The sequence below is a fragment of the Agromyces mediolanus genome (assembly GCF_014648575.1).
Classification (GTDB): domain Bacteria; phylum Actinomycetota; class Actinomycetes; order Actinomycetales; family Microbacteriaceae; genus Agromyces; species Agromyces mediolanus.
In genome coordinates, this window is record NZ_BMRJ01000002.1 from 117,594 (window position 1) to 139,801 (window position 22,208).

Consider the following 22,208-nt stretch of genomic DNA (forward strand, 5'->3'; position numbering starts at 1 on the left):
TATGGTTTTCGCACCGCCTCGACGATGAGGCCTCCCGGAAGGACTTGCCCCCGATGACGATGTCGTCCGCCCCGCAGCCCGCTGCCGAATCCCGACCCGACGCCCCCCAGCCGTCCGACACCCCCGAGTCGCTCGAAGCCACCGCCGCCTTCGTCGAGGACGCGGCCGGAAACGAGGACCCGCCCGCGCCGATCAAGGGCGTCGGGCGCCTGCTCGGCTGGATCATCCCCGCGAACCTCGGCATCTTCCTGATCTGGGGCGCCGTCCCCGGCATCCTGCTCCCGCGTCAGGTCGAGCTCGCGTTCGGCGAGGCCGACAAGGTCGCGAACCTCGCCATCGTCGCGACCATCGGCGCGTTCTGCGCGATGATCGCGCAGCCCATCGCCGGGCAGATCTCCGACCGCACCCGCTCGCGCTTCGGCCGCCGCGCCCCGTGGATGTTCCTCGGCGCCCTCGCCGGAGGCCTGTCGCTCGTCGGCCTCGCCTTCGCCGACTCCCTCATCGGCGTCGTCATCGCCTGGACCCTCGTGCAGATCACCTACAACTTCGCGCAGGGCCCGCTCAGCGCGGTCATGCCCGACCGGGTGCCCCTGAAGCGCCGCGGCACCTTCGCGGCGCTCTCCGGCATCGGGCTCATGGTCGGCGCCCTCGGCGGCCAGATCGTCGGCTCGCTCTTCTTCGACAGCATCACGGCCGGCTACTTCACCTTCGCCGCGATCGCGATCGTCGTGCTCACGCTCTTCATCGTGTTCAACCCCGACTACTCCTCGAAGGAGCTGCCGGTCGAGCCGTTCAAGCTCGGCGACTTCCTGCGCACCTTCTGGGTGAACCCCATCAAGCACCCCGACTTCTTCTGGGCCTTCACCGGGCGGCTGCTGCTCTACACGGGCTACTTCGCCGTCACCGGCTACCAGCTCTACCTGCTCACCGACTACTTCGGCGTCGAGCGCCCGCAGGACGTCATCCCGGTGCTCGGCCTGATCAGCCTCGCCGGCATCCTCATCGCCACGATCGTCTCGGGGCCGCTCTCCGACAAGCTCGGCCGCCGCAAGATCTTCGTCTTCGCCTCCTCGGTCGTGACCGGACTCGCCTTCCTGCTGCCGTGGGTCTGGCCCGACGTCACCGCGTGGATGATCATGACCTTCATCTCGGGCCTCGGCTTCGGCATGTTCCAGGCTGTCGACACCGCGCTCATGAGCGAGGTGCTGCCCTCGGCGAAGTCCTTCGCGAAGGACCTCGGCGTCGTCAACATCGCCGCGACGCTGCCGCAGACGCTCGCCCCCGGCGTCGCCGGCGCGATCGTGCTCGCCTTCGGCTTCGCAGGCCTGTTCCCGGTCGCGATCGTCCTCTCCGTGCTCGGCGCCTTCGCCGTCTGGCCGATCAAGGCCGTGCGATGACGGCGGATGCCTCGCGGCCCCGCCGCCCGCGCGTGCTCCTCGTCGTCGGGCTCGCCGGCCTGGCCGTGTTCGTCGCCTTCGCCTTCGCGGTGGCCGCGAACGTCGAGCGCCCCTTCACGCAGCCCTTCGACGACGCCTGGCGGGCGTTCGTCGGCCTCGCGCCCGGCACCGGGGGCGAGACGTGGGCGCTGCCGATGTTCTTCCAGTACCTGGGCGAGCTGCCCGGCGCGGTGCTCACGATCCTGCTCATCCCGATCTGGCTCTTCGTCGTGCGGCGCTGGCGCTCGGCCCTGTTCTTCCTCGCGGCGGAGTTCGGCGGCACCCTCCTCGTCTCCCAGCTGGTGAAGAACCTCGTCGACCGTCCCCGCCCGGCCGACGATGTCGCGGCGAACCTCTTCGGGCCGCTGTTCCAGGTCGACCACGGCTCGTTCCCGTCCGGGCACTCCGTGAGCGCCGGCATCCTGCTCGTGGGCGTCGCCGCGCTGCTGCCCGTCGCGAAGCGGCGCTGGTGGTGGCTCGTCGGCGGCCTGATCGCCGTCGGCATGGTGTGGCAGCGCACGCTCATCAACGCGCACTGGTTCTCGGACGCCGTCGTCGGCGTCATCGGCGGCGCCTCCGCGACGCTCGTGCTCTGGTGGGCCTTCGCGACGCTGCTGCAGCGCGACTACGGCAAGCCCCTCTTCCGCCGGACGACCCCGGCACCGCTCGACGCCCGGCCGGCGTCGCCCTACGAAGGAGCATCGGTATGACCGACACCATCGACCAGGCCGCCGAGTTCACCGCGCGCGACGCGGCGGAGCTCGTGGCGGAACTCACGCTCGAGGAGAAGGCGTCGCTCACGAGCGGCGCGAGCTTCTGGAGCACGAAAGCGGTCGAGCGTGCCGGCATCCCCTCCATCGTGCTCACCGACGGCCCGCACGGCGTGCGCCTGCAGCGCGGCTCGAGCGACCACCTCGGCCTCGCCGACAGCGTGCCGGCCACCTGCTTCCCTCCGGCCGTCGCGCTCGGCTCCGCCTGGGACCCCGAGCTCGCCGAACGCGTCGGCCGCGCACTCGGCGAGGAGGCCCGCGCCGAAGGGGTCGGCGTGCTGCTCGGCCCCGGCATCAACATCAAGCGCTCGCCGCTCTGCGGGCGCAACTTCGAGTACCTCTCCGAGGACCCGATCGTCTCGGGCGTGCTCGGCGCGGCGCTCGTGCGCGGCCTGCAGTCGCAGGGCGTCGGCGCCTCGCTGAAGCACTTCGCCGCGAACAACCAGGAGTTCGACCGCATGCGCGCGTCGAGCGACGTCGACCCGCGTCCGCTGCGCGAGATCTACCTGCGCGGCTTCCAGCGGGTGGTCGAGGACGCCCAGCCGTGGACCGTGATGTGCTCCTACAACCGCATCAACGGCGTGTTCGCGAGCGAGGACCCGTGGCTGCTCACGAAGGTGCTGCGCGAGGAGTGGGGCTTCGAGGGGCTCGTCGTCAGCGACTGGGGCGCCGTGAACGACCGGGTCGCCGGCCTGCCCGCCGGCCTCGACCTGGAGATGCCGTCCTCGGACGGCCGCACCGACGCGCAGCTCGTCGAGGCCGTGCGGGCCGGCCGGCTGGCCGAGTCCGCGCTCGACCTCGCCGCCGAGCGGGCCGTGCGGCTCGCGCAGCAGGCGGCCGCGGGGGCCGACGCGGATGCCTCGTACGACGTCGACGCCCACCACGCCCTCGCCCGCGAGGCCGCGGCGCGCGGCGTCGTGCTGCTGAAGAACGACGGCGTGCTGCCGCTCGAGGCCGGGGTGCGCGTCGCCGTCGTCGGCGAGTTCGCCCGCACCCCGCGTTACCAGGGCGCCGGCTCCTCGCTGATCAACCCGACGAGGCTCGACACCGCCCTCGAGGAGATCGGCCGGCTCGCCGGCGCGGCTCCGGCCTTCGCCCCGGGCTTCACGCTCGACACGAAGGCCGTCGCCGACCCCGCGCTCATCGCCGAGGCCGTCGCCGCGGCCGAGGGCGCCGACGTCGTGCTGGCCTTCCTCGGCCTGCCGGCCGCCGCCGAGTCGGAGGGCTTCGACCGCGATCACCTGAGCCTCCCCGAGGCGCAGCTCGAGCTGCTCGCGGCCGTGCGCGGCGCGAACCCGAACGTCGTCGTCGTGCTCGCGAACGGCGGCGTCGTCGAGCTGCCCTTCGCCGAAGAGGTCCCGGCCGTCGTCGAGGGCTGGCTCGGCGGGCAGGCGGGCGGCGGCGGCGTCGCCGACGTGCTCTACGGCGTGGTGAACCCCTCGGGACGGCTGACGGAGACGATCCCGCTGCGGCTCGCGGACACCCCGGCGTACCTCGACTTCCCGGGCGAGTTCGGGCACGTCCGCTACGGCGAGGGCCTGTTCGTCGGCTACCGCTGGTACGACGCGCGCGACGCGGCCGTGCACTTCCCCTTCGGGCACGGCCTCTCCTACACCTCCTTCGCCTACTCGGCGCTCAAGGTGTCGGCCGATGCGAACGGCATCGCCGCCCGCGTCACGGTGACGAACACCGGCGAGCGCGACGGCCGCGAGGTCGTGCAGCTCTACACGGGGCTCACCGGATCGGCCGTGCAGCGGGCGCCGCGCGAGCTGAAGGCCTTCGCCTCGGTCGAGCTCGCCGCCGGGGAGTCCCGGGTGGTCGAGCTCGCGGTGCGCCGCGAGGACCTCGCCTACTGGGATGTCCGCGTGGACCGCTGGGTCGTCGAGGGCGGCGAGTACCTCGTCGCCGTCGGGGCCTCGAGCCGCGACCTCCGGGCCGCGGCCGGGGTCGCCGTCGAGGGCGACGCCGTGCGGCTGCCGCTGACGATGGAGTCCTCGATCGGCGACCTGATGGGCAACCCGGTCGCCGGTCCGATCGTCGCGCAGGCGCTCGGCGGCCTCTTCGGCGGGGACCCGGCGATGGCGGCGATGGCCGACGACGAGGGCATGGCGAAGATGATGGCCTCGTTCCCGATCGGCCGGCTCGTCGGCTTCCCCGGCATCCCGGTGACGCGGGAGCAGATCGAGCAGCTCCTGCAGGCGGCCAACGCGGGCCGCTGAGCCGCGGGGGCGGCGAGCCGGTCGCACGGCTGGCGGATGCCTCGGGCGCGAGTCGCCCGAGGCATCCGCCGTGCGCCGGCCGCACCGCTCGATTCCGGCGCGGAGACTGGCCCGCCGTCACCGGGTGGCGCTACGATCGGCGCGTCGGGGGGCGACACTCCCCGGACCATGTCCGCGACTCGGAGGAGCCCATCATGACCGACCCCAACGCCCCGCAGGGCGAGCCGCAGCAGCCGAGCGAGCCCGCCGTCCCGGCCGAGCCCGTCGCCGCGCCCGCCGAGCCGGCCGCGGCTCCGGCTGAGCCCGCGGCTCCCGCCGCTCCGGCGTACGAGGCCCCGGCGGAGCCCGCGGCTCCTGCCGCTCCGGCCTACGAGGCGCCCGCCGCCCCGGCCGCAGAGCCCGCCGCTCCGGCCTACGCGGCACCGCCCGCGCCGCCGGCCTACGGCGCCCCGCAGGGGCAGCCCGGCTACGGCGCCGCCCCGGGACAGCCGGCCTACGCGCCCGCTCCGGCCGGCGACACCTTCCCGGGCAAGGGCCTCGGCATCGCGGGCCTGATCCTCGCGATCTTCATGCCGCTCATCGGCCTCATCCTGAGCATCGTGGCGAACTCGCAGTCGAAGAAGGCGGGCCACAAGAACGGCCCGGCGAAGGCCGGCATCATCGTCGGCTCGATCCTGCTGGCGCTCGGCATCATCGTGTCGATCATCGCCATCATCATCGCCGTCGCGGCCGCGGGCAGCCTCGGCGCCGCCTGCGCCGAACTCGGCTCGGGCGTGTGGCAGCTCGACGACGGCACCGTCATCACCTGCAACTGATCGCGCAGCAGCGCTCGCACGCGGATGCCCCGGGGCCCATCGGCCCCGGGGCATCCGTCGTTCCGGCGCGAGCCCGGCTCAGGGCACGACGACCGCGCGACCCCTGAGCGTGCCCTCGTGCAGCCGGCGGTACGCCTCCGGCGCCTCGTCGAGCGAGAAGCGCTCCGTCTCGATCTTCACGAGCCCGGCCCGTGCGAGCTCGAAGACCTCGAACAGCTCGGCCCGCGAGCCCCAGTAGGGCGCCCGCACGGTCGAGTCGTAGGGGGCGGCGAGGAGCCCGGCGGGCACCGCGCCCGCGCCGACGCCGACGAGCACCTGGTCGCCCTCGACGGCGAGCATCGCGTGGCCCGCGTCGATGGTCGGCTGGATCGCGACGAAGTCGAAGACGGCCGCCGCGCCCCTGCCGCCGGTGAGCTCCTTCACGCGCTCGGCGGCCTCGGCGTCCGAGGGGAACACGTGGTGCGCGCCGACCTCGGTCGCGAGCCGCAGCTTGTCCTGGCTCACGTCGAGCGCCACCACCGTCGCGGGCGAGAGCGCGCGGAGCAGCTGGATCGCGACGTGCCCGAGGCCGCCCGCGCCGATCACGACGGCGGTCGTGCCGGGCACGAGCTTCGGCAGCGACATCTTGATCGCGTGGTACGGGGTGAGGCCCGCGTCGGTCAGCGCGACGTGCTCGACGGGGTCGAGATCGCCGAGCGGCAGCAGGAAGCGCGCGTCCGGCACCACGAGGTACTCGGCCATCGCGCCGGGCGCACCGAGACCGGGCGGCCGGATGCCGAGCTCCGCGGCGCGCTCGCAGTAGTTCTCCTTGCCCTGCGCGCACTGCACGCAGCGGCCGCAGCCCTGCGGGCCGTAGACGGCGACGGCCTCGCCCACCTCGACGCCGGTGACGCCCTCGCCGAGCTTGTCGACGATGCCCGCGCCCTCGTGGCCGAGGGTGAGCGGGAGGCCGTAGATGTACTGCTCCTCGTTCAGCCCCATGATGAAGCTGTCCGAGTGGCAGGCGCCGGCGGCCGTGACCCGGATCCGCACCTCGCCCGGACCCGGCTCCGGCGTCTCGATCTCGACGATCTCGGGGGCGGCCCCGATCGTGCGGTACTGCAGCGCTCTCATGTGCACGGACTCCTCGACTCGATTCGGCCCGCCCAGCTGCGGGCTCACCGCCAGTCTGCTCCCCGATGCTGAACGCCAGTCGAGCAAGCGAGCAGGAATCGAGAAGCCCGGGGCATCCCCTCGCTCGTAGCGTGGCCGACATGAACACGAAGACGAACCCCACCACCGCCCCGGCGATCGACTCGATCGTCATCCAGGCCGACGACGTCGCCGCCGCCGAACGCTTCCACGCCGCGGCCTTCGGCCTCGGCGACCGCCTCCGGGTGCAGCCGGCAGAGGCCGCGTCGAGCGGCTTCCGCGGCTTCACGCTCTCACTCATCGCCGCCCAGCCCGGCGACGTCGACGCGCTCGTGCGCTCGGCCCTCGACGCCGGCGCCGTCGTCGTCAAGCCGCTCGCGAAGTCCCTCTGGGGCTACGGCGGCACGGTGCAGGCGCCCGACGGCACCATCTGGAAGGTCGCGACCTCGGCGAAGAAGGACGCCCGCCCGGCGGCTGCCGTGTTCGACCGGGTCGTGCTGCTGCTCGGCGCCGAGGACGTCGCGGCGAGCAAGCGCTTCTACACCGAGCACGGGATCGCTGTGGGCAAGAGCTTCGGCAGCTACGTCGAGTTCGAGACCCCCGGCAGCCGGATCGGGCTCGGCCTGTACAAGCGGCGCGCGCTCGCGAAGGACGCCGGGGTGCCCGCCGAGGGCTCGGGCTCGCACCGGCTGGTCATCGCCGGCGCGCTCGGCGCGGTCGCGGACCCGGACGGCTTCGCGTGGGAAGCATCCGCCCGCTGAGCCGGCTCGCATCTCCGAGACACCCGACTCCGACTTGCCCGACTTTCATGAAAGTCGGGCAACTCGGGGTGGGAGGAGCCGCCTCAGCCGCGGGGGAGCAGGCCCGCGACGAGGGCATCGACGACCTCGTCGGTGGAGGTGCCGGGGTCGATCGGGCTCGTGAGCCGGTCGAGGAGGAGCCCGTCGATCGCGTAGTGGAACAGGGCGATCTCGCGGGCGCCGCCGGGCAGCCCGGCCCCGGTGTTGAAGGCCACGTCGGCCTCGAAGCCGGCGCGCTGCCAGGCGCCGAGCACCGCGGCGAGCTCCGGGCGGCGGGTCGATTCGAGGCGCAGCTCGAACAGCGCGAGCGTCACCTCGCGCTCGCTCGTCAGCCGCCGCACGATGTCGCGGAGGTAGTCGGCGAAGAGCTCGGGGCTCGGCTCGGCCCCGGCGCGCGCCGCGAGGTCGGCCTCGCTCGGGGCCAGGCGCTCGCCGATGCGGTCGACGAGTCCGGCGATGAGCGCCTCGCGGCTGCGGAAGTAGTTCGAGGTGGTGCCGGCCGGCACGGCCGCCGCCTCGTCCACCGCCCGGTGCGTGAGCCCGCGTGAGCCCTCGCGGGCCAGCACGTCGAGTCCGGCATCCGCGAGCGCCCGTCGGCGCGCCTCGTTCTTCGCCATGCTGCGACCCTAGCGCAACCACGACAGCTGTTGTAGTCTCTCAATCACTACAAATGTTGTGAATGGAGCACGATGCGAGAACTCAGCTACTACGTCGCCGTCACCCTCGACGGGTTCATCGCCGGGCCGAACGGCGAGTACGACGCCTTCCCGGTCGAGGGCGCCCACATGGACGCCATCAACGAGCGGTTCGCCGACACCGTCCCCACCGACGCGGCCGCGGCGCTCGGCCTCGCGCAGGACCGCAGCACCTTCGACACCGTGCTGATGGGCTGGAACACCTACGCCGTCGGGCTGCCCTCCGGCGTCGACAGCCCCTACCGGCACCTGCGCCAGTTCGTGGTCAGCCGCGAGCACGAGGCGACGGGCGAGGGCGTCGAGACCGTGCGGCACGACCCGGTCGGGCTCGTGCGCGAGCTCAAGACCCAGGATGGCTCGGGCATCTGGCTGTGCGGCGGCGGCTCCCTCGCGGCGCAGCTCACCGACGAGATCGACCGCCTGGTGCTGAAGCGGTATCCGCTGCTGTTCGGCGGCGGCATCCCGCTGTTCGGGCCGCGCCCCTACGCGCCCGTCGGCTTCACCGAGGTCTCGACGCAGGTCTTCGACACCGGCGTCGTGTTCTCCGAGTACGTGCGAGCGCGCTGAGCGAGGACGGCCCGGCCCGCGATCGGGCCGGGCCGTCTCGGCATCGGTCTCGTCAGACGACGCGGATCAGGGAATCGAGCGGCAGGTGCCGGCCGTCGTCTTCCACTTGAAGGCGCGCGCGGTGTTCGGACCGTAGATCCCGTCGGCGGTGACCCCGAACTTCTGCTGCGCGCGGATCAGGGCGGCGCGCGTCGCCGGCCCGAAGACGCCGTCGACCGCGAGCCCGGCGCTCACCGCGCAGGAGCTGTTCAGGCCGCCCTGCAGCGCCTTGACCGCGATGGAGTTCGCCCCGCTGTCGAGACGGCACAGCACGTTGAAGTTGGAATCCGCCGGCACGACGAAGTAGGTGCCCGCCGACGGATAGTAGATCACCTGCTTCGAGCAGTACCCGCCGTTGGCCGCCTGTGCTGGCGCGGGCGCCGCGGCGACCACCGAACCGGCGGCGAGGCCGAACGCGATGGCGAGCGCCGCCGCGATCCGAGGCCAACGGGCCCGGCCTGGCTCGGCGGACGCGCTGGTCATGAACTTGCTGAACGTCATCGTTCCTCCCGAATCGACGCCCGATGGTGCGACGATCGCCCCCCGGCGTCACTTGGGGAGTTTCCAGCAGGGCCGAGAACGTTACCCCTCGGGCGGAAATTCGTGGAACTCCGCCGGCTAGCCCGCCTTCGCAGCGGGGGCGGGCTTCTTCGCGGCGGGCGTCTTGCCGGCGGCGGTCGCCGGTGCCGGCTTCTTCGCCGCGGCCCGCGGCGAGCGGACCGTCTTCGGCTTCGATGCGGTGGCGAGCTCGGCCGCGGCCTGCACCGGGCGGGCGATCGGCTGCAGGCGGGCGAGCTGCGTCACGTGCTGCGGGCCGAGCTCGTCGAGCGTGGACACCTCGAGCAGCTTCATGGTGCGTTCGATCTGCGTACGGAGGATCGCGATCGTCTGGTCCACGCCGCGCCGCCCGCCGGCCATCAGGCCGTAGAGGTAGGCGCGGCCGATCAGCGTGAAGCGCGCGCCGAGCGCGATCGAGGCCACGATGTCGGCGCCCGACATGATGCCGGTGTCGACGTGCACCTCGAGGTCGCCGCCGACCTCGCGCGCCACGTCCGGCAGCAGGTGGAACGGGATCGGCGCGCGGTCGAGCTGGCGCCCGCCGTGGTTGGAGAGCACGATGCCGTCGATGCCGAGGCCCGCGAGCTTCTTCGCGTCCTCGAGGGTCTGCACGCCCTTCACGACGATCTTGCCGGGCCACATGGCGCGGATGATCTCGAGGTCGTCGAAGGAGATCGTCGGGTCCATCGCGGCATCCAGCAGTTCGCCGACCGTGCCGCCGGTCGTCGACAGCGAGGCGAACTCGAGCGGCGGGGTGGTGAGGAAGTTGATCCACCAGGCCGGGCGCGGGATCGCGTTCACGATCGTGCCGAGGGTGAGCTGCGGCGGGATCGAGAAGCCGTTGCGCTTGTCGCGGAGCCGCGCCCCGGCGACCGGGGTGTCGACGGTGAAGAAGAGCGTGTCGAAGCCGGCTGCGGCGGCGCGCCGGGTGAGCTCGTACGAGATCTCGCGGTCGCGCATGACGTACAGCTGGAACCAGTTGCGCCCGGTGGGGTTCGCCGCCTTCACGCCCTCGATCGAGGTGGTGCCGAGCGTCGACAGGGTGAATGGGATGCCCGCGGCGCCCGCGGCTCCGGCGCCGGCGACCTCGCCCTCGGTCTGCATCAGCCGGGTGAAGCCCGTCGGCGCGATGCCGAAGGGGAGGGCGCTCGGCCCGCCGAGCACCTCGCGGCTCGTGTCGACCACCGGCACGTTCCGCAGGATCGAGGGGTGGAACTCGACGTCCTGGAACGCCTGCCGCGCCCGGGCGAGCGACAGCTCGTCCTCGGCGGCGCCCTCGGTGTAGTCGAAGGGCGCCTTCGGGGTGCGGCGTTGGGCGATGTCGCGGAGGTCCCAGATCGTGAGGGCGCGTTCGAGCCGGCGATCGGTGGGGTTCATCGTCGGCGTCTTGAACTTCATGAGCTGGAAGAGCTCGCGCGGGTTCGGCAGCTGGCGTTGCACCATTTCGTGGTCCTATCGTGCGGGGTCGGAGATCGCGGCGTAGTAGCCGGCGATGTGGTCGTGGATGCCTCGACGGGCCGCCGCGGCATCCCCGTCGGTGATCGAACGGATGACGCCGCGGTGCTCGGCGCGCAGGCGCTCGGCCATGGCGGGCCAGTCGGCGATGCGCTGCATGCCGGCGACGACGTACCCCTCGATGCCGCTGCGCAGGCCCGCCATCGTCGCGAGGGTGACCTGGTTGCCGGCGGCCTCGGCGAGGGCGAGGTGGAACGCGGCGTCGAGCGCGAGGAACTCCTCGGGCGCGAGCGTCGGATCGTCCATGGCGTCGAGCAGGCGCGCGGCCGCGGTGAGGTCGGGGCCGGTGGATGCCTCGCCGGCGGATGCCTCGGCGAGGCGCGCCGCGACGGCGCCCTCGAGCAGCAGGCGGGTGTCGACGAGGTCGGCGACGGGGAGCCCGCGCGCCGCGACCTGGAGGCGCATGAGGGTGCGCATGCCGCCGTCGGGGGTCGCGACGATCACCGCGCCCGCGCTCGGGCCGGAGCCCGACGCGGTGCGGACGAGGCCCATCGCCTCGAGCACCCGCAGCGCCTCGCGCACGCTCGAACGGCCGACGCCGAGCTCGGCGGAGAGGGCGCGCTCGCCGGGGAGGCGGTCGCCGGGGGTGAGTTCGCCCGCGAGCAGGCGCGCCTCGACGTGCTCGAGCACGTGCTGCCAGGCGCGGGTGTCGCTCACGGAACCTCCTGTGGTCAGACCACAGGCTAGCAGATGTGGTCAGACCACAGGTGCGGCACCTCGATGGGCCGGGTCGGCTCAGCCCTTCTTCGGGCGGATGCGCACGCGGCCCCGGCCCGACTCATCCAGCTCGACGACGCCGCCCCGCGACTTCAGGAACTCCGTGAACGAGGCGAAACCGAGCCGGCGCTCCTGGAACGTCGGGTCCATGCGCATCATCTGGTTCTTCACGGCGCTGGAGCTCTGCCACTCCTCGTCGTTCTTCGAGCGCAGCAGCTCGATCGCCTTCAGCAGCAGCCGACCCGGGTTGCGGGGACTGCCGGATGCCTCCGCCGCCGGCTCGACCGGCGGCATGAACTGCAGCGTGCGCGCCGAGGGGCGCTCGGCGGGCGGGGTCTCGGCCTCGGCATCCGCCTGCTCCTCGGGGCTCGGCTCGGCCGCGGCGTCCTGCTGCTTGCCTCCGCCGCGCCGCCGGCGCGAGCCGGAACCGCTCGTCGCGGCCGGCGCGGCCTCGGCTGCGGGAGCCGGCGCCGGCGCTGCCTCCTCGTCCTCGTCGTCGCCGACCGCGGCGTCGGTCGCGAGCAGCGCGTCGTAGTCCGCGTACTCGTCGCACGCCGCGGTGAGCGCCCGGCTCGTGCCGCCCGCGACGCCGATGCCGACGACGTAGCGGCCGAGCCGCTTCGCCTTCTGCGCGAGCGCCACGTAGTCGGAGTCGCCCGCGACGATCACGATGTGGGTGAGGTCGTCGAGGCGGAACATGTCCTCCACCGCGTCGACCGCGAGCCGGATGTCCGCCCCGTTCTTCGTCGAGGAGAGCGGGAACAGCTGCACCAGATCGACCGCCCGGTCGATGAGCTGGCCGCGGTAGCTCGCGTTCACATGCCCCGACCAGTCGGCGTAGGCGCGGGCGATCGCGATCGTGCCGAACGTCGCCGCGAAGTCGAGCACGGCGTCGACGTCGACGGTCGCCGCACGCAGCCGCTCGGCCGTCTTCGTGCCCGCCGCGGGCGCCTTCGTGCGCGAGGTGTCGCGACGGTACGAGCTGTCGCCGTGCAGCTGGTCGTACCTGGAGATCACGATGTTGTCGAAGTCGAAGTAGAGGGCCACGCGGGGTTCGCTGGATGCCGGCATGACGCGAGCCTACGCCGCGCGCCTGTACGGGGAATACCCGCGCGCGGGGCGCCGTTGGCCGGAGGCATGACCGAATCCAGTGCCATCGCCGCCACCAGCCCCGCCCTCGCCCGCCTCGCCGAGACGCTCGGGGTGCGCCCGTTCCCGCTCGCCCTCGGCGGCAACGTCTTCGGCTGGACGGCCGACGAGGCCGGCTCCTTCGAGGTGCTCGACGCCTTCGTCGCGGGCGGCGGCACCCTCCTCGACACCGCCGACGGGTACTCGCACTGGGTGCCCGGGCACACCGGCGGCGAGAGCGAGACGATCATCGGCCGCTGGCTCGCCGGCCGCTCCGACCGCGACGAGCTCGCCATCGCGAGCAAGGTCAGCACGCACCCCGAGTTCGCCGGGCTCTCGGCCGCGAACATCCGGGCCGCGGCGGATGCCTCGCTGACCCGACTCGGCACCGACCGCATCGACCTCTACTACGCGCACTTCGACGACGAGTCGGTGCCGCTCGAGGAGACCGTCGGCGCCCTCTCCGCGCTCGTGGACGCGGGCAAGGTGCGGGCCATCGCGATCTCGAACTACACGCCCGAGCGCATCGACGAGTGGTTCCGCGTGACCGCCGAGAACGGCTTCCACCGCGCCGTCGCGCTGCAGCCGCACTACAACCTCGTCGAGCGCGAGTTCGAGGGCGCCCTGCGCGAGCGCGCCGAGCGGGAGGGGCTGGCCGTGCTGCCGTACTTCTCGCTCGCGAAGGGCTTCCTCGCCGGCAAGTACCGCGCCGCCGCCGACCTCGAGGCCCCGGGGGCGAGCGTCCGCGCGGGCGGTGCGGCCGAGTACCTCGACGACCGGGGGCGGGCCGTGCTGTCGGCGCTCGACGAGATCGCCGCCGCGCACGGGGTCGAGGTCGCGACGGTGTCGCTCGCCTGGCTGCGCAGCCGGCCGACCGTCGCCGCGCCCATCGCGAGCGCCCGTACCACGGCGCAGCTGCCCGCCCTGCTCGCCTCCGCGGAGCTCGAGCTCACCCCGGCCGAGCTCGCGGCGCTCGACGCGGCATCCGCCCCCGCTTCCGCGTAGCCCGATCGTGCGGTGTCGACGGGGCACGCCTCGGCGACACCGCACGCCCGCGCCGCTAGGCTGCACGCAGGACCGGGGGAGGACCGCATGCGGCGACAGGCATCCATCGGCAGGATCGCGACGCTCGCCGTCGCGTTCACCGCACTGACCGCATTGACCGCGTGCACGACCGCGCCGCCCTACGCGCCGCGCGCCGCACTCGGCGAGATTCCGCCGCAGGACGCGGTCCAGCTCGCCGACGGGGCGTTCGACGCCGCGCTCGAGCAGCTGCCCGAGGAGGTCGAACGGATCCTCGAGGCATCCGGCGTTCCGGGCGCCGCCGTCGCCGTCGTGCAGGGCGGGGAGCTGCGCTTCGCGCAGGGCTTCGGCGTCCGCACGCTCGGCGAGGAGGCGGCGGTCGACGAGGAGACCGTGTTCCAGATCGCCTCGATGTCGAAGCCGATCGGGGCGACGGTCGTCGCCTCGCAGGTCTCCGCCGGCGTCGTCGACTGGTCGACCCCGGTCGCGCCGCTGCTCCCGGGCTTCGCGCTCGCCGACCCCTGGGTGACGGACCACCTCACCGTCGCCGACCTCTACGCGCACCGCTCCGGCCTGCCGATGGCCGCCGGCGACGAGCTCGAAGACCTCGGCTACGACCGCGCGTACATCCTCGACCACCTGCGGTACCAGCCGCTGCAGCCCTTCCGCATCTCGTACAACTACGCGAACTTCGGCATGACGACGGGCGCGCAGGCCGTGGCGAACGCCGCCGGCGTCGACTGGGCGACGCTCTCCGAGCGCGAGCTCTACGAGCCCCTGCACATGGACTCGACGAGCTCGCGCTACGAGGACTTCCTCGCCCGCGACAACCGGGCGACGCTGCACGCGAAGACCGGCGACGGCGCGTTCGCGCCGCTCTACGAACGCAGGCCCGACGCCCAGTCGCCGGCCGGCGGCGTCAGCTCCAACGTCGTCGACCTGGCGAAGTGGATGTCGCTCGTGCTCGACGACGGCACCTTCGCGGGGGAGGAGCTCATCGCGCCGTCCGCGCTCGCTCCGGCGATCGCGCCCGAGATCGCGACCGGCCTGCCGCCCGTGCCCGATGCCCGCGCCGGCTTCTACGGCTACGGCTTCAACGTGGGCACGCAGCCGAGCGGACGGGTGACGCTCGGGCACTCGGGCGCCTTCATCCTCGGCGCGGGCACGAACTTCCAACTGGTGCCCGCGCTCGACCTCGGCGTCGTCGCGCTCACGAACGGCGCGCCGGTCGGCGCGGCGGAGGCGATCGTGTCGGAGTTCCTCGACCGGGTGCAGTACGGCGAGGCGACGCGCGACTGGCTCGCGGCGTACGGGGCGGCGCTCGGCCACTACTTCGAGCCGGCGGGGGATCTGGCGGGGGAGCGCCGTCCCGCCGACCCGGCGCCGCCGCGCCCGCTCGCCGACTACGCCGGCACGTGGCAGAACCCGTACTACGGCGAGGCCGTGGTCGCCGTCGACGAGGCGGGCGGCGGGCTCATCGTACGGCTCGGCAACGGGGGCGCGACCGAGCTCGAGCTGGAGCCCTGGGACGGCGACGTCTTCGCCTTCGAACCCGACGGCGAGAACGCCCCGGCCGGGTCGCGGTCCTCGGCCGCGTTCGTGCTCGGCGGCGGGAGCGCGGATGCCTCGGGCGCGGGCGCCGCGGGCGACACGATGACGCTGAACTTCTACGACACGAGCGGCCTCGGTACCTGGACCCGCTAGGCGCCGCTCAGCCGAGCGCGCCGCTCAGCCGAGCGCGCGCCGCGAAGCGGCCGCGACGACGGCGTTCTGCAGCTCGTCGACCACGATGCCGAACTGCGCCGGATCCGGGCGGTTCGTCAGCAGCACGACGCAGACGTCCCGCGACGGCGTGATCCAGAACTGCGTGCCCGCCCAGCCGGCGTGCCCGTACGTGTCGCGCGCGAGCAGCCCCGGCGCGCGCACGAGCAGGTTCCAGGCGAAGCCCCACTCCTGCCCGCGGTCCTCGGTGAACGGCTCGAGCTTGCGCAGCCCCTCGGTGAGCGGCCGGCGCATCGCCTCGACGGCGGCGGGGGAGACGACGCGGCCGTCGTTCCGCAGCAGCGCCGAGCCGAGGGCGAGCAGGTCGCTCGCGCGGGCGAAGGCGCCGGCGCCCGGATGCCGCAGCGTCGAGAAGCGGTCCCAGTCGAGTCCGAACGACGCGGCGTCGACGGGGGCGTGCCGCGTGGACTCACGGTCGAAGGTCACCCCGTCGGCCCCCGCTCGGCGCGCGAGCTCGAGCACGCGGCCCTCCCACGGCTCGCCGCTCGCGTGCTCGATGAGCGCGGCGACGCCCTCGAACGCGAGCGTCGAGTAGCGGGTCGCCGTGCCCGGGGCGAAGTCGGAGTCGGCCGCGAGCAGCGTGCGCCGCAGCTCCGGCTGGTCCATGGGCGATTCGAGGATGCCCGAGCTGTGGCTCACGAGGTGGCGCAGCTGCACCTCCTCGGCGCGGCGGAACCCGGGCAGCGCCGCGCCGAGCGTCGTCGTGGGCGCGAGCCGGCCCTGCTCGACGAGTTCGAGCGCGGCGAGGCCGACGAGCGGCTTCGTGATCGAGAACAGCGGGTAGTGGTCGTCGGCGGATGCCTCGCCGAACGCCTCGATCGCGATGACGCCCGAGGCGTCGGCGACGCCGAGCACCGCGGTGGGCAGCGCGCCGCTCGCCACGTGGCGACGGGTCCAGTCGAAGGCATGGTCGAAGGCGGGCATGCGATCCTCTCGGGTCGGTCGGTCGGTCGGTCGGAAGCGGGTGGATGCCGCGGCGCGCTCAGCTGCGGAACACGATGTTGCGCGGCTCCTCGCCGGCGAGCATCCGCTCGATCTGCTCGCGCAGCAGCCGGGCCATGCGCGGCATCATCGCCGAGGAGGCCCCGCCGACGTGCGGCGTGATCAGCACGTTCGGCAGCGCGAAGAGGGGATGCCCCTCGGGCAGCGGCTCCGGGTCGACCACGTCGAGCGCGAAGCGGAGCCGCCCGCTGCGGGCCTCGGCGAGCACCGCCTCGGGGTCGGCGACCTTGCCGCGGGCGACGTTGACGACGAGCGCCCCATCAGGCAGCGCGGCGAGGAACTCGGCGTCCACGAGGCCCGTCGTCGCCTCGGTGAGGGGCACGCCGACGACGACGATCTCGGCCGCGGGCAGCAGCTCGGGCAGCTCGTCGATGCCGTGCACGTGACCGCGCTCGTCGTCGCGGGCGCGGCTCGCGACGCGGGTGAGCTCGACCTCGAAGGGGGCCAGGCGCTCCTCGATCGCCCGGCCGACGCCGCCGACGCCGAGGAGCAGCACCCGCCGGTCGGCGAGGCTGGCCCGGCGCACGGGCGCCCAGCGGCCCTCGTCGGCGGCGCGAACGAACTCGGGGATGCCGCGTTGCGCGGCGATCATCAGGCCGACGGCGAGCTCGGCCGTGGAGGGCTCGTGCACGCTCGCGGCGTTCGCGAGCACGTGGCCGGCGGGCAGCACCTCGACGAGGTCGTCGTAGCCGATCGACTGCGACTGCACGAGGCGGCACTCGACGCCGGCGAGCGCGCCCACCTTGTCGGCCGCGTCCATGTAGGGCGGCACGACGAGGTCGAGCTGCGGTGCGGGCGGAGGCGAATCGAGCCCCCAGACGAGCACTTCGGCTCCGTCTGGCACGCCGCCCGGCGTGGCCTCGAGGGCCCGCAGCAGGGTCTCGCCGGGCACGGTCACCGTGAGTCGCGCGTCGCTCATGCCGCCATCCTTCCAGAGCCGCCGTGCACCCGCCGGGACGGGCGCGACGCGGGCGCCGCTGCTAGCTTGGGCGCATGGCCAGGTCCGATCGGGCGAGCGAGGAACGGGCGGATGCGCTGAAAGAGCGCGTGTACGCGACCTTCACCGGGCTCGCCATCGTGCTGGTGCAGCACTCCAACGTCGCGCACATCGACGCGGCGCGCGCGACGGTCACCCTCCTCGTCGGCATCGTCGCGATCACCGCGGCGGGCCTCGTGGCCGACGTGATCGCCCATCTCGCGGTGCACGAGGCGTTCCCGGACCGCGCCGAGGCGGGCCGGATGGTGCGGGTGTCGGGCACCGCGCTCGCCTCGGCGGCCCTGCCGCTCGTGCTGCTCGCGCTCGCCTGGGCCGGCGTGCTGGAGCTCGAGCCCGCGCTGCGCATCTCGAGCATCGTGTACCTCGCGACCCTCGGCGTGATCGGCTACGCCGCCGTGCGGCGCACCCGCATCGCCTGGTGGAAGCAGCTCCTCGCCCTCGGCATCCTCGTCGCCCTCGGCGCGATCGTCGTGCTGCTGCAGCAGCTCGCCCACGGCCACTGAGCCGTCGGGCGGGCGGCCGTCACAGTTGCGGAGTCTCCGCTCCGGCTGGCTATGGTGGACCCAGCCCGCACGCAACGGCGCGTCGCTCGGCGACCCCGCACCGGCCCCGGCCCTTGCGCTTCCCGTCCGCCAAGTCCCGAAGGAGTTCCGCGTGCCCGCGACCCCGAATCTGATCGACGACGTCTACGACGAGATCCTGTCCCGGAACCCCGGTGAGCCCGAGTTCCACCAGGCCGTCCGCGAGGTCTTCGGCTCCCTCGACCGGGTGCTCGAGCGGAACCCGCAGTACGTGCAGGCGTCGATCCTCGAGCGCATCTGCGAGCCCGAGCGGCAGATCATCTTCCGGGTGCCGTGGGTCGACGACGCGAACCGGGTGCGCATCAACCGCGGCTTCCGCGTGCAGTTCAACTCGGCGCTCGGCCCGTACAAGGGCGGCCTGCGCTTCCACCCGACCGTCGGCCTCGGCACGGTCAAGTTCCTCGGCTTCGAGCAGATCTTCAAGAACGCCCTCACCGGCATGCCGATCGGCGGCGGCAAGGGCGGCAGCGACTTCGACCCCAAGGGCAAGTCCGAGGGCGAGATCATGCGCTTCTGCCAGTCGTTCATGACCGAGCTGTCGCGCCACGTCGGCGAGTACCGCGACGTGCCGGCCGGTGACATCGGCGTCGGCGGCCGCGAGATCGGCTACCTGTTCGGCCAGTACAAGCGGATGACGAACCAGTACGAGTCCGGCGTGCTCACCGGCAAGGGCCTGACCTGGGGCGGTTCGCTCGTGCGCACCGAGGCGACGGGCTACGGCGCCGTGTACTTCACCCAGCACATGCTCGCGACCCGTAGCCGCTCCTTCGACGGCGCCCGCGCGCTCGTCTCGGGGTCCGGCAACGTCGCGATCTACGCGATCGAGAAGGTCGTCGAGCTCGGCGGCGTCGTGGTCGGCGCGTCCGACTCGTCCGGCGCCATCCACGACCCCGACGGCATCGACCTCGCCCTGCTCCGCGATGTGAAGGAGCGCCGCCGCGAGCGCATCGCCGTCTACGCGGAGGAGCGCGGCGGCCGCGCCCGCTTCCTGCCCGGGGCGTCCGTGTGGGACATCGAGAGCGACGAGCCGATCCACGTCGCCCTGCCCTGCGCGACTCAGAACGAGCTCAGCGAGGCGCAGGCCGCGAAGCTCGTCGCGAACGGGCTCGTCGCCGTCGCCGAGGGCGCGAACATGCCCGCGACGCCGGGCGCCGTGCGCGTGTTCCGCGAGGCGGGCGTGCTGTTCGGACCGGGCAAGGCCGCCAACGCCGGCGGCGTCGCGACGAGCGCGCTCGAGATGCAGCAGAACGCCTCGCGCGACTCGTGGAGCTTCGAGCACACCGAGCAGCGCCTCGCCGAGATCATGGAAGCGATCCACGAGCGCACCGCGGCCACCGCCGAGGAGTACGGCGCCCCCGGCGACTACGTCGTCGGCGCGAACATCGCGGGCTTCACCCGGGTGGCCGACGCGATGCTCTCGCTCGGCGTCATCTAGGCGTCACGGCCGGGCGGGCCCGGCCCGGCACGGCCCTCCCTCGGGCGGCAGCCCTACCTCAGGCGGGCGGCCCGGGCCCGGCGGGCGCCGCCGAAGCGGCCCCGGCGCGGCGGGACGGCCGTGTCCGACGCATCCGCGATGGGGCTCGCCTCGGTCGGCACCTGCAGCGCCTCCGCGGGGATGACCGGCACGGCTTCGGTGCGCACCGCGGGGATGGCCGAGGTCGGCACGACGGCGATCGCGGCGGTCGGCGGCTCCTCGAAGCGCACCGCGGCGGCCCAGCGGCGCTCGGGATGCCGCACCAGGCGCATGCCGCGCGACACCACGAGCCAGCCGAGGCCGATCAGGGCGGCGACGCCCGCGGCGATCGCGGCGACGCCGAGGCCCCAGCGCGGGCCCCAGCTGTTCGCCACGGCGCCGACGATCGGAGCGCCGATGGGCGTGCCGCCCGACAGGATCGCGAAGTACAGCGCCAGCACGCGCCCGCGCAGCACCGGCTCGGTGGTCGTCTGCACGTAGCCGTTCGCCGTCGTGAGCAGCGTCACCGCGGTGAAGCCGATGAGCACGGTCGAGGCGGCGAACCAGCCGAACTCCGGCATGATCGCCGAGACCAGCGCGGCGACGCCGAATCCGGCCGCCGCGAGGATGATGATGCGCATGCGGGCGCGCTCGCGCCGGGCGGCGAGCAGGGCGCCCGCGAGCGAGCCGATCGCGAGGATCGAGTTGAGCAGGCCGTACTCGCCGGCGCCGCGGCCGAACTCGACCGCCATCGTCGAGGAGAAGATCGGGAAGTTCATGCCGAACGCGCCCACGAGGAACACGATCACGAAGACGACGACGAGGTCGGGGCGGCTCCACACGTAGCGGAAGCCCGCGATGAAGGCGCCGCGCTCGCGCGGGGCCCGAGGCATCCGCTTGAGCTTGCGTCCGCGCAGCATGGCGAGCGCGGCGAGCACCGCGACGAAGGTGGCCGCGTTGATCACGAACACCCAGCCGGAGCCGACGACGACGATGAGCAGGCCCGCGACGGCCGGGCCGATGAGCCGGGCGGTGTTGAACGAGGCGGAGTTCAGGGCGACGGCGTTCGACATGTCGGAGCTCGCGACGAGGTCGGTGACGAAGGTCTGCCTGGCCGGGTTGTCGACGGCGTTCACGATGCCGAGGAGCCCGGCGAAGATGTAGAGGTGCCAGAGCTCGGCGTGGCCGAAGATCAGCAGCATGCCGAGCGCGAGGCCGAGCAGCATCATCGAGGACTGCGTCACGACGAGGATCTTGCGACGGTCGAAGCGGTCGGCGATGAGCCCGGTGACGGGCACGAGGAGGAGCTGCGGGGCGAACTGCAGCGCCATCGTGATGCCGACGGCGAGGGCGTCGTTGTCGCTGAGCTCGGTGAGGACGACCCAGTTCTGGGCGGTGGCCTGCATCCACGCGCCGATGTTCGACACGAGGGCCCCGATGAACCAGATGCGGTAGTTGACGTGGGCGAGGGAACGGAACATGGCACTCACTGGTCGATGAGCCTCCCGAGGATCGTGGTGGCGCGGGCGAGCGTCTCGCGCTCGTCGGGGGAGAGGGCGGCGTAGCGCTTCGCGATCCACGCGTCGCGCCGCTTGCGGGTCTCGAGCACGACGCGCGAGCCCGCCTCGGTCGCGGTGACGAGCACCTTGCGGCCGTCGTCGGGGGAGCTCGAGCGCACCGCGTAGCCGGCGTCGACGAGGCAGTTCACCGTGCGGTTCATCGACGGGGCGGTGACCCGCTCGAGCTCGGCGAGCCGGCCGATGGTGAGCGGGCCTTCGCTGTGGATCCAGCCGAGGGTGGAGAACTGCGAGCCGCTGATCTCGGTGTCGCTGCGCTCCTGACGGAGCCGCCGCGACAGCCGCATGATCGCGATGCGCAGCTCGGTGGACTGCTCGGCGAGGGTACGACGGCGGGATGCCTCGGGGCGGCGTGCGTCGGTCGAGGCGGTGCTGGTCGCGGCATCCGTCATGATCGTTAGTCTAACAAATTAGTGTGGCTAAGTAAATCGAGCGAGCCCGCCGGGCCGTGCGCGCCCGGAGTCCGCCTGCCATGATGAGCGCATGGCGACCTTCACCGACTCGCACGGCGTCCGGATCCACTACGAGTCGTGGCGGGTGCCCGACGCCCACGCGGTGATCCAGCTCGCCCACGGCGTCGGCGAGCACATCGGCCGCTACGGCGAGCTCATCGCGGCGCTGAACGCGGCCGGCTACTCGGTCTGGGCCGACGACCACCGCGGCCACGGCAAGACGGGCTTCGAGCAGCACGGCGGCGACCTCACCCGGATGGGCAAGCTCGGGCCCGGCGGGCTCGTCGCGACGATCGCGGCGGTCGAGCAGTTCACCGAGGTGATCCGCGAGACCGAGGGCTACGAACTGCCGCTCGTCTACCTCGGCCACTCCTGGGGCTCGCTCATGGGGCAGATCATCGTGAACCGGCACGCCGAACGCTACGACGGCGTGGTGCTCACCGGCACCGCCTACCGCACCCTCCGGCACATGAACGGTGGCGACCTCAACAAGCGGCACGCGCACCTCGGCGCGACGACGGTCGAGTGGCTCTCCCGCGACCGCGCCGTCGCCGAGGCGTTCATGGCCGACCCGTACACGACCGACGTCTCGCTGCAGAAGCTCTTCGGCCTGGTCGACGCCGCGCGCCTCCTCGGCCGACCGGCGCGGAACCTGCCGAAGGAGCTGCCGCTGCTGATCATGGTCGGTGACGACGATCCGCTCGGCGGTGAGGAGAGCGCGCGCCGGCTCGCCGAGGCGTATGTGCGCCGATCGGGCCTCGTCGACGTCGAGCTGATCGTGTACGCGGGTGCGCGGCACGAGATCTTCAACGAGACGAACCGCGAGGAGGTGCGCGCCGACCTCGTCGCCTGGCTCGACGAGCGCTTCGCCGTCGACTGATCCCCGCGTTCCCCTGTTCCGACTTGCCCGACTTTCATGAAAGTCGGGCAAGTCGGAACAGGGGCGGCTCA

At 73.1% G+C, this 22,208-nt stretch carries 21 protein-coding genes; 11 read left to right on the forward strand and 10 right to left on the reverse strand.

Translation table 11 applies throughout. The annotated features are described in order from the left end of the window. Positions 1 to 53: 53 nt before the first annotated feature. The 4 genes from IEY71_RS10355 (at position 54) to IEY71_RS10370 (ending at position 5,240) form a co-directional block, all read left to right on the forward strand. A complete protein-coding gene (locus IEY71_RS10355; RefSeq protein WP_189085268.1) occupies positions 54 to 1,397 on the forward strand; it encodes an MFS transporter in 1,344 nt (447 codons plus the stop codon). Next, positions 1,394 to 2,146: a phosphatase PAP2 family protein gene (locus IEY71_RS10360; protein WP_189085269.1), complete on the forward strand. Its 753-nt coding sequence runs from the start codon at positions 1,394 to 1,396 to the stop codon at positions 2,144 to 2,146. Before IEY71_RS10355 ends, IEY71_RS10360 begins: the two co-directional genes overlap by 4 nt. Beyond that, a complete protein-coding gene (locus IEY71_RS10365) occupies positions 2,143 to 4,425 on the forward strand; it encodes a glycoside hydrolase family 3 C-terminal domain-containing protein (protein WP_189085270.1) in 2,283 nt (760 codons plus the stop codon). Before IEY71_RS10360 ends, IEY71_RS10365 begins: the two co-directional genes overlap by 4 nt. 194 nt (positions 4,426 to 4,619) lie before the next feature. Beyond that, the gene (locus IEY71_RS10370) at positions 4,620 to 5,240 is read left to right on the forward strand and encodes a DUF4190 domain-containing protein (protein WP_189085271.1); all 621 of its coding nucleotides are present in this window, start codon (positions 4,620 to 4,622) and stop codon (positions 5,238 to 5,240) included. Positions 5,241 to 5,318: 78 nt separating this feature from the next. On the opposite strand, the gene IEY71_RS10375 is transcribed toward IEY71_RS10370, so the two are convergent. After that, positions 5,319 to 6,353 (reverse strand): NAD(P)-dependent alcohol dehydrogenase, encoded by a 1,035-nt coding sequence (locus IEY71_RS10375; RefSeq protein WP_189085272.1) that lies wholly within the window; start codon positions 6,351 to 6,353, stop codon positions 5,319 to 5,321. A 140-nt stretch (positions 6,354 to 6,493) separates the two neighbouring features. Here IEY71_RS10375 and IEY71_RS10380 point away from each other — a divergent pair, with 140 nt between their 5' ends. Then, positions 6,494 to 7,132 (forward strand): VOC family protein, encoded by a 639-nt coding sequence (locus tag IEY71_RS10380; protein WP_189085273.1) that lies wholly within the window; start codon positions 6,494 to 6,496, stop codon positions 7,130 to 7,132. Positions 7,133 to 7,215: 83 nt separating this feature from the next. On the opposite strand, the gene IEY71_RS10385 is transcribed toward IEY71_RS10380, so the two are convergent. Further along, positions 7,216 to 7,788 carry a TetR/AcrR family transcriptional regulator gene (locus IEY71_RS10385; protein WP_189085274.1) on the reverse strand — a complete coding sequence of 191 codons (573 nt, stop codon included), beginning with the start codon at positions 7,786 to 7,788 and terminating at the stop codon, positions 7,216 to 7,218. Positions 7,789 to 7,860: 72 nt separating this feature from the next. On the opposite strand from IEY71_RS10385, the gene IEY71_RS10390 reads away from it, so the two are divergent. Continuing rightward, positions 7,861 to 8,433 (forward strand): dihydrofolate reductase family protein, encoded by a 573-nt coding sequence (locus IEY71_RS10390; protein ID WP_189085275.1) that lies wholly within the window; start codon positions 7,861 to 7,863, stop codon positions 8,431 to 8,433. Positions 8,434 to 8,499: 66 nt separating this feature from the next. Here IEY71_RS10390 and IEY71_RS10395 read toward each other — a convergent pair whose 3' ends face one another. The 4 genes from IEY71_RS10395 to IEY71_RS10410 all read right to left on the reverse strand — a co-directional run bounded on the left by IEY71_RS10395 (position 8,500) and on the right by IEY71_RS10410 (position 12,333). After that, the gene (locus tag IEY71_RS10395) at positions 8,500 to 8,973 is read right to left on the reverse strand and encodes a peptidoglycan-binding domain-containing protein (protein WP_189085276.1); all 474 of its coding nucleotides are present in this window, start codon (positions 8,971 to 8,973) and stop codon (positions 8,500 to 8,502) included. A 117-nt stretch (positions 8,974 to 9,090) separates the two neighbouring features. After that, entirely contained in the window at positions 9,091 to 10,473 is a 1,383-nt protein-coding gene (locus IEY71_RS10400) for an alpha-hydroxy acid oxidase (RefSeq protein ID WP_189085277.1), read from the reverse strand. Positions 10,474 to 10,482: 9 nt separating this feature from the next. Further along, complete coding sequence (locus IEY71_RS10405) at positions 10,483 to 11,202, reverse strand: FadR/GntR family transcriptional regulator (RefSeq protein WP_229781669.1); 720 nt, start codon at positions 11,200 to 11,202, stop codon at positions 10,483 to 10,485. A gap of 78 nt (positions 11,203 to 11,280) precedes the next feature. Continuing rightward, positions 11,281 to 12,333 carry an NYN domain-containing protein gene (locus IEY71_RS10410; protein WP_189085278.1) on the reverse strand — a complete coding sequence of 351 codons (1,053 nt, stop codon included), beginning with the start codon at positions 12,331 to 12,333 and terminating at the stop codon, positions 11,281 to 11,283. Positions 12,334 to 12,399: 66 nt separating this feature from the next. On the opposite strand from IEY71_RS10410, the gene IEY71_RS10415 reads away from it, so the two are divergent. Next, complete coding sequence (locus tag IEY71_RS10415; RefSeq protein WP_189085279.1) at positions 12,400 to 13,395, forward strand: aldo/keto reductase; 996 nt, start codon at positions 12,400 to 12,402, stop codon at positions 13,393 to 13,395. Between the two features lie 87 nt (positions 13,396 to 13,482). After that, on the forward strand, positions 13,483 to 15,117 hold the full coding sequence (locus IEY71_RS10420) for a serine hydrolase (RefSeq protein ID WP_189085280.1): 1,635 nt from the start codon (positions 13,483 to 13,485) through the stop codon (positions 15,115 to 15,117). A gap of 24 nt (positions 15,118 to 15,141) precedes the next feature. On the opposite strand, the gene IEY71_RS10425 is transcribed toward IEY71_RS10420, so the two are convergent. Continuing rightward, the gene (locus IEY71_RS10425; RefSeq protein WP_189085281.1) at positions 15,142 to 16,119 is read right to left on the reverse strand and encodes a serine hydrolase domain-containing protein; all 978 of its coding nucleotides are present in this window, start codon (positions 16,117 to 16,119) and stop codon (positions 15,142 to 15,144) included. Positions 16,120 to 16,177: 58 nt separating this feature from the next. Next, a complete protein-coding gene (locus tag IEY71_RS10430; protein WP_189085282.1) occupies positions 16,178 to 17,116 on the reverse strand; it encodes a 2-hydroxyacid dehydrogenase in 939 nt (312 codons plus the stop codon). A gap of 74 nt (positions 17,117 to 17,190) precedes the next feature. On the opposite strand from IEY71_RS10430, the gene IEY71_RS10435 reads away from it, so the two are divergent. Both IEY71_RS10435 and gdhA read left to right on the forward strand, forming a co-directional pair. Next, positions 17,191 to 17,697, forward strand: coding sequence for a hypothetical protein (locus IEY71_RS10435; RefSeq protein ID WP_189085283.1), 507 nt, complete (start codon positions 17,191 to 17,193; stop codon positions 17,695 to 17,697). Positions 17,698 to 17,848: 151 nt separating this feature from the next. Beyond that, entirely contained in the window at positions 17,849 to 19,210 is a 1,362-nt protein-coding gene (gdhA, locus tag IEY71_RS10440; RefSeq protein WP_189085284.1) for an NADP-specific glutamate dehydrogenase, read from the forward strand. A 53-nt stretch (positions 19,211 to 19,263) separates the two neighbouring features. On the opposite strand, the gene IEY71_RS10445 is transcribed toward gdhA, so the two are convergent. Both IEY71_RS10445 and IEY71_RS10450 read right to left on the reverse strand, forming a co-directional pair. Next, positions 19,264 to 20,709 (reverse strand): MFS transporter, encoded by a 1,446-nt coding sequence (locus tag IEY71_RS10445; protein ID WP_189085285.1) that lies wholly within the window; start codon positions 20,707 to 20,709, stop codon positions 19,264 to 19,266. A 5-nt stretch (positions 20,710 to 20,714) separates the two neighbouring features. Then, entirely contained in the window at positions 20,715 to 21,197 is a 483-nt protein-coding gene (locus IEY71_RS10450; protein WP_189085286.1) for a MarR family winged helix-turn-helix transcriptional regulator, read from the reverse strand. A 91-nt stretch (positions 21,198 to 21,288) separates the two neighbouring features. On the opposite strand from IEY71_RS10450, the gene IEY71_RS10455 reads away from it, so the two are divergent. Next, positions 21,289 to 22,137: an alpha/beta hydrolase gene (locus IEY71_RS10455; protein WP_189085287.1), complete on the forward strand. Its 849-nt coding sequence runs from the start codon at positions 21,289 to 21,291 to the stop codon at positions 22,135 to 22,137. Positions 22,138 to 22,208: the final 71 nt, after the last annotated feature.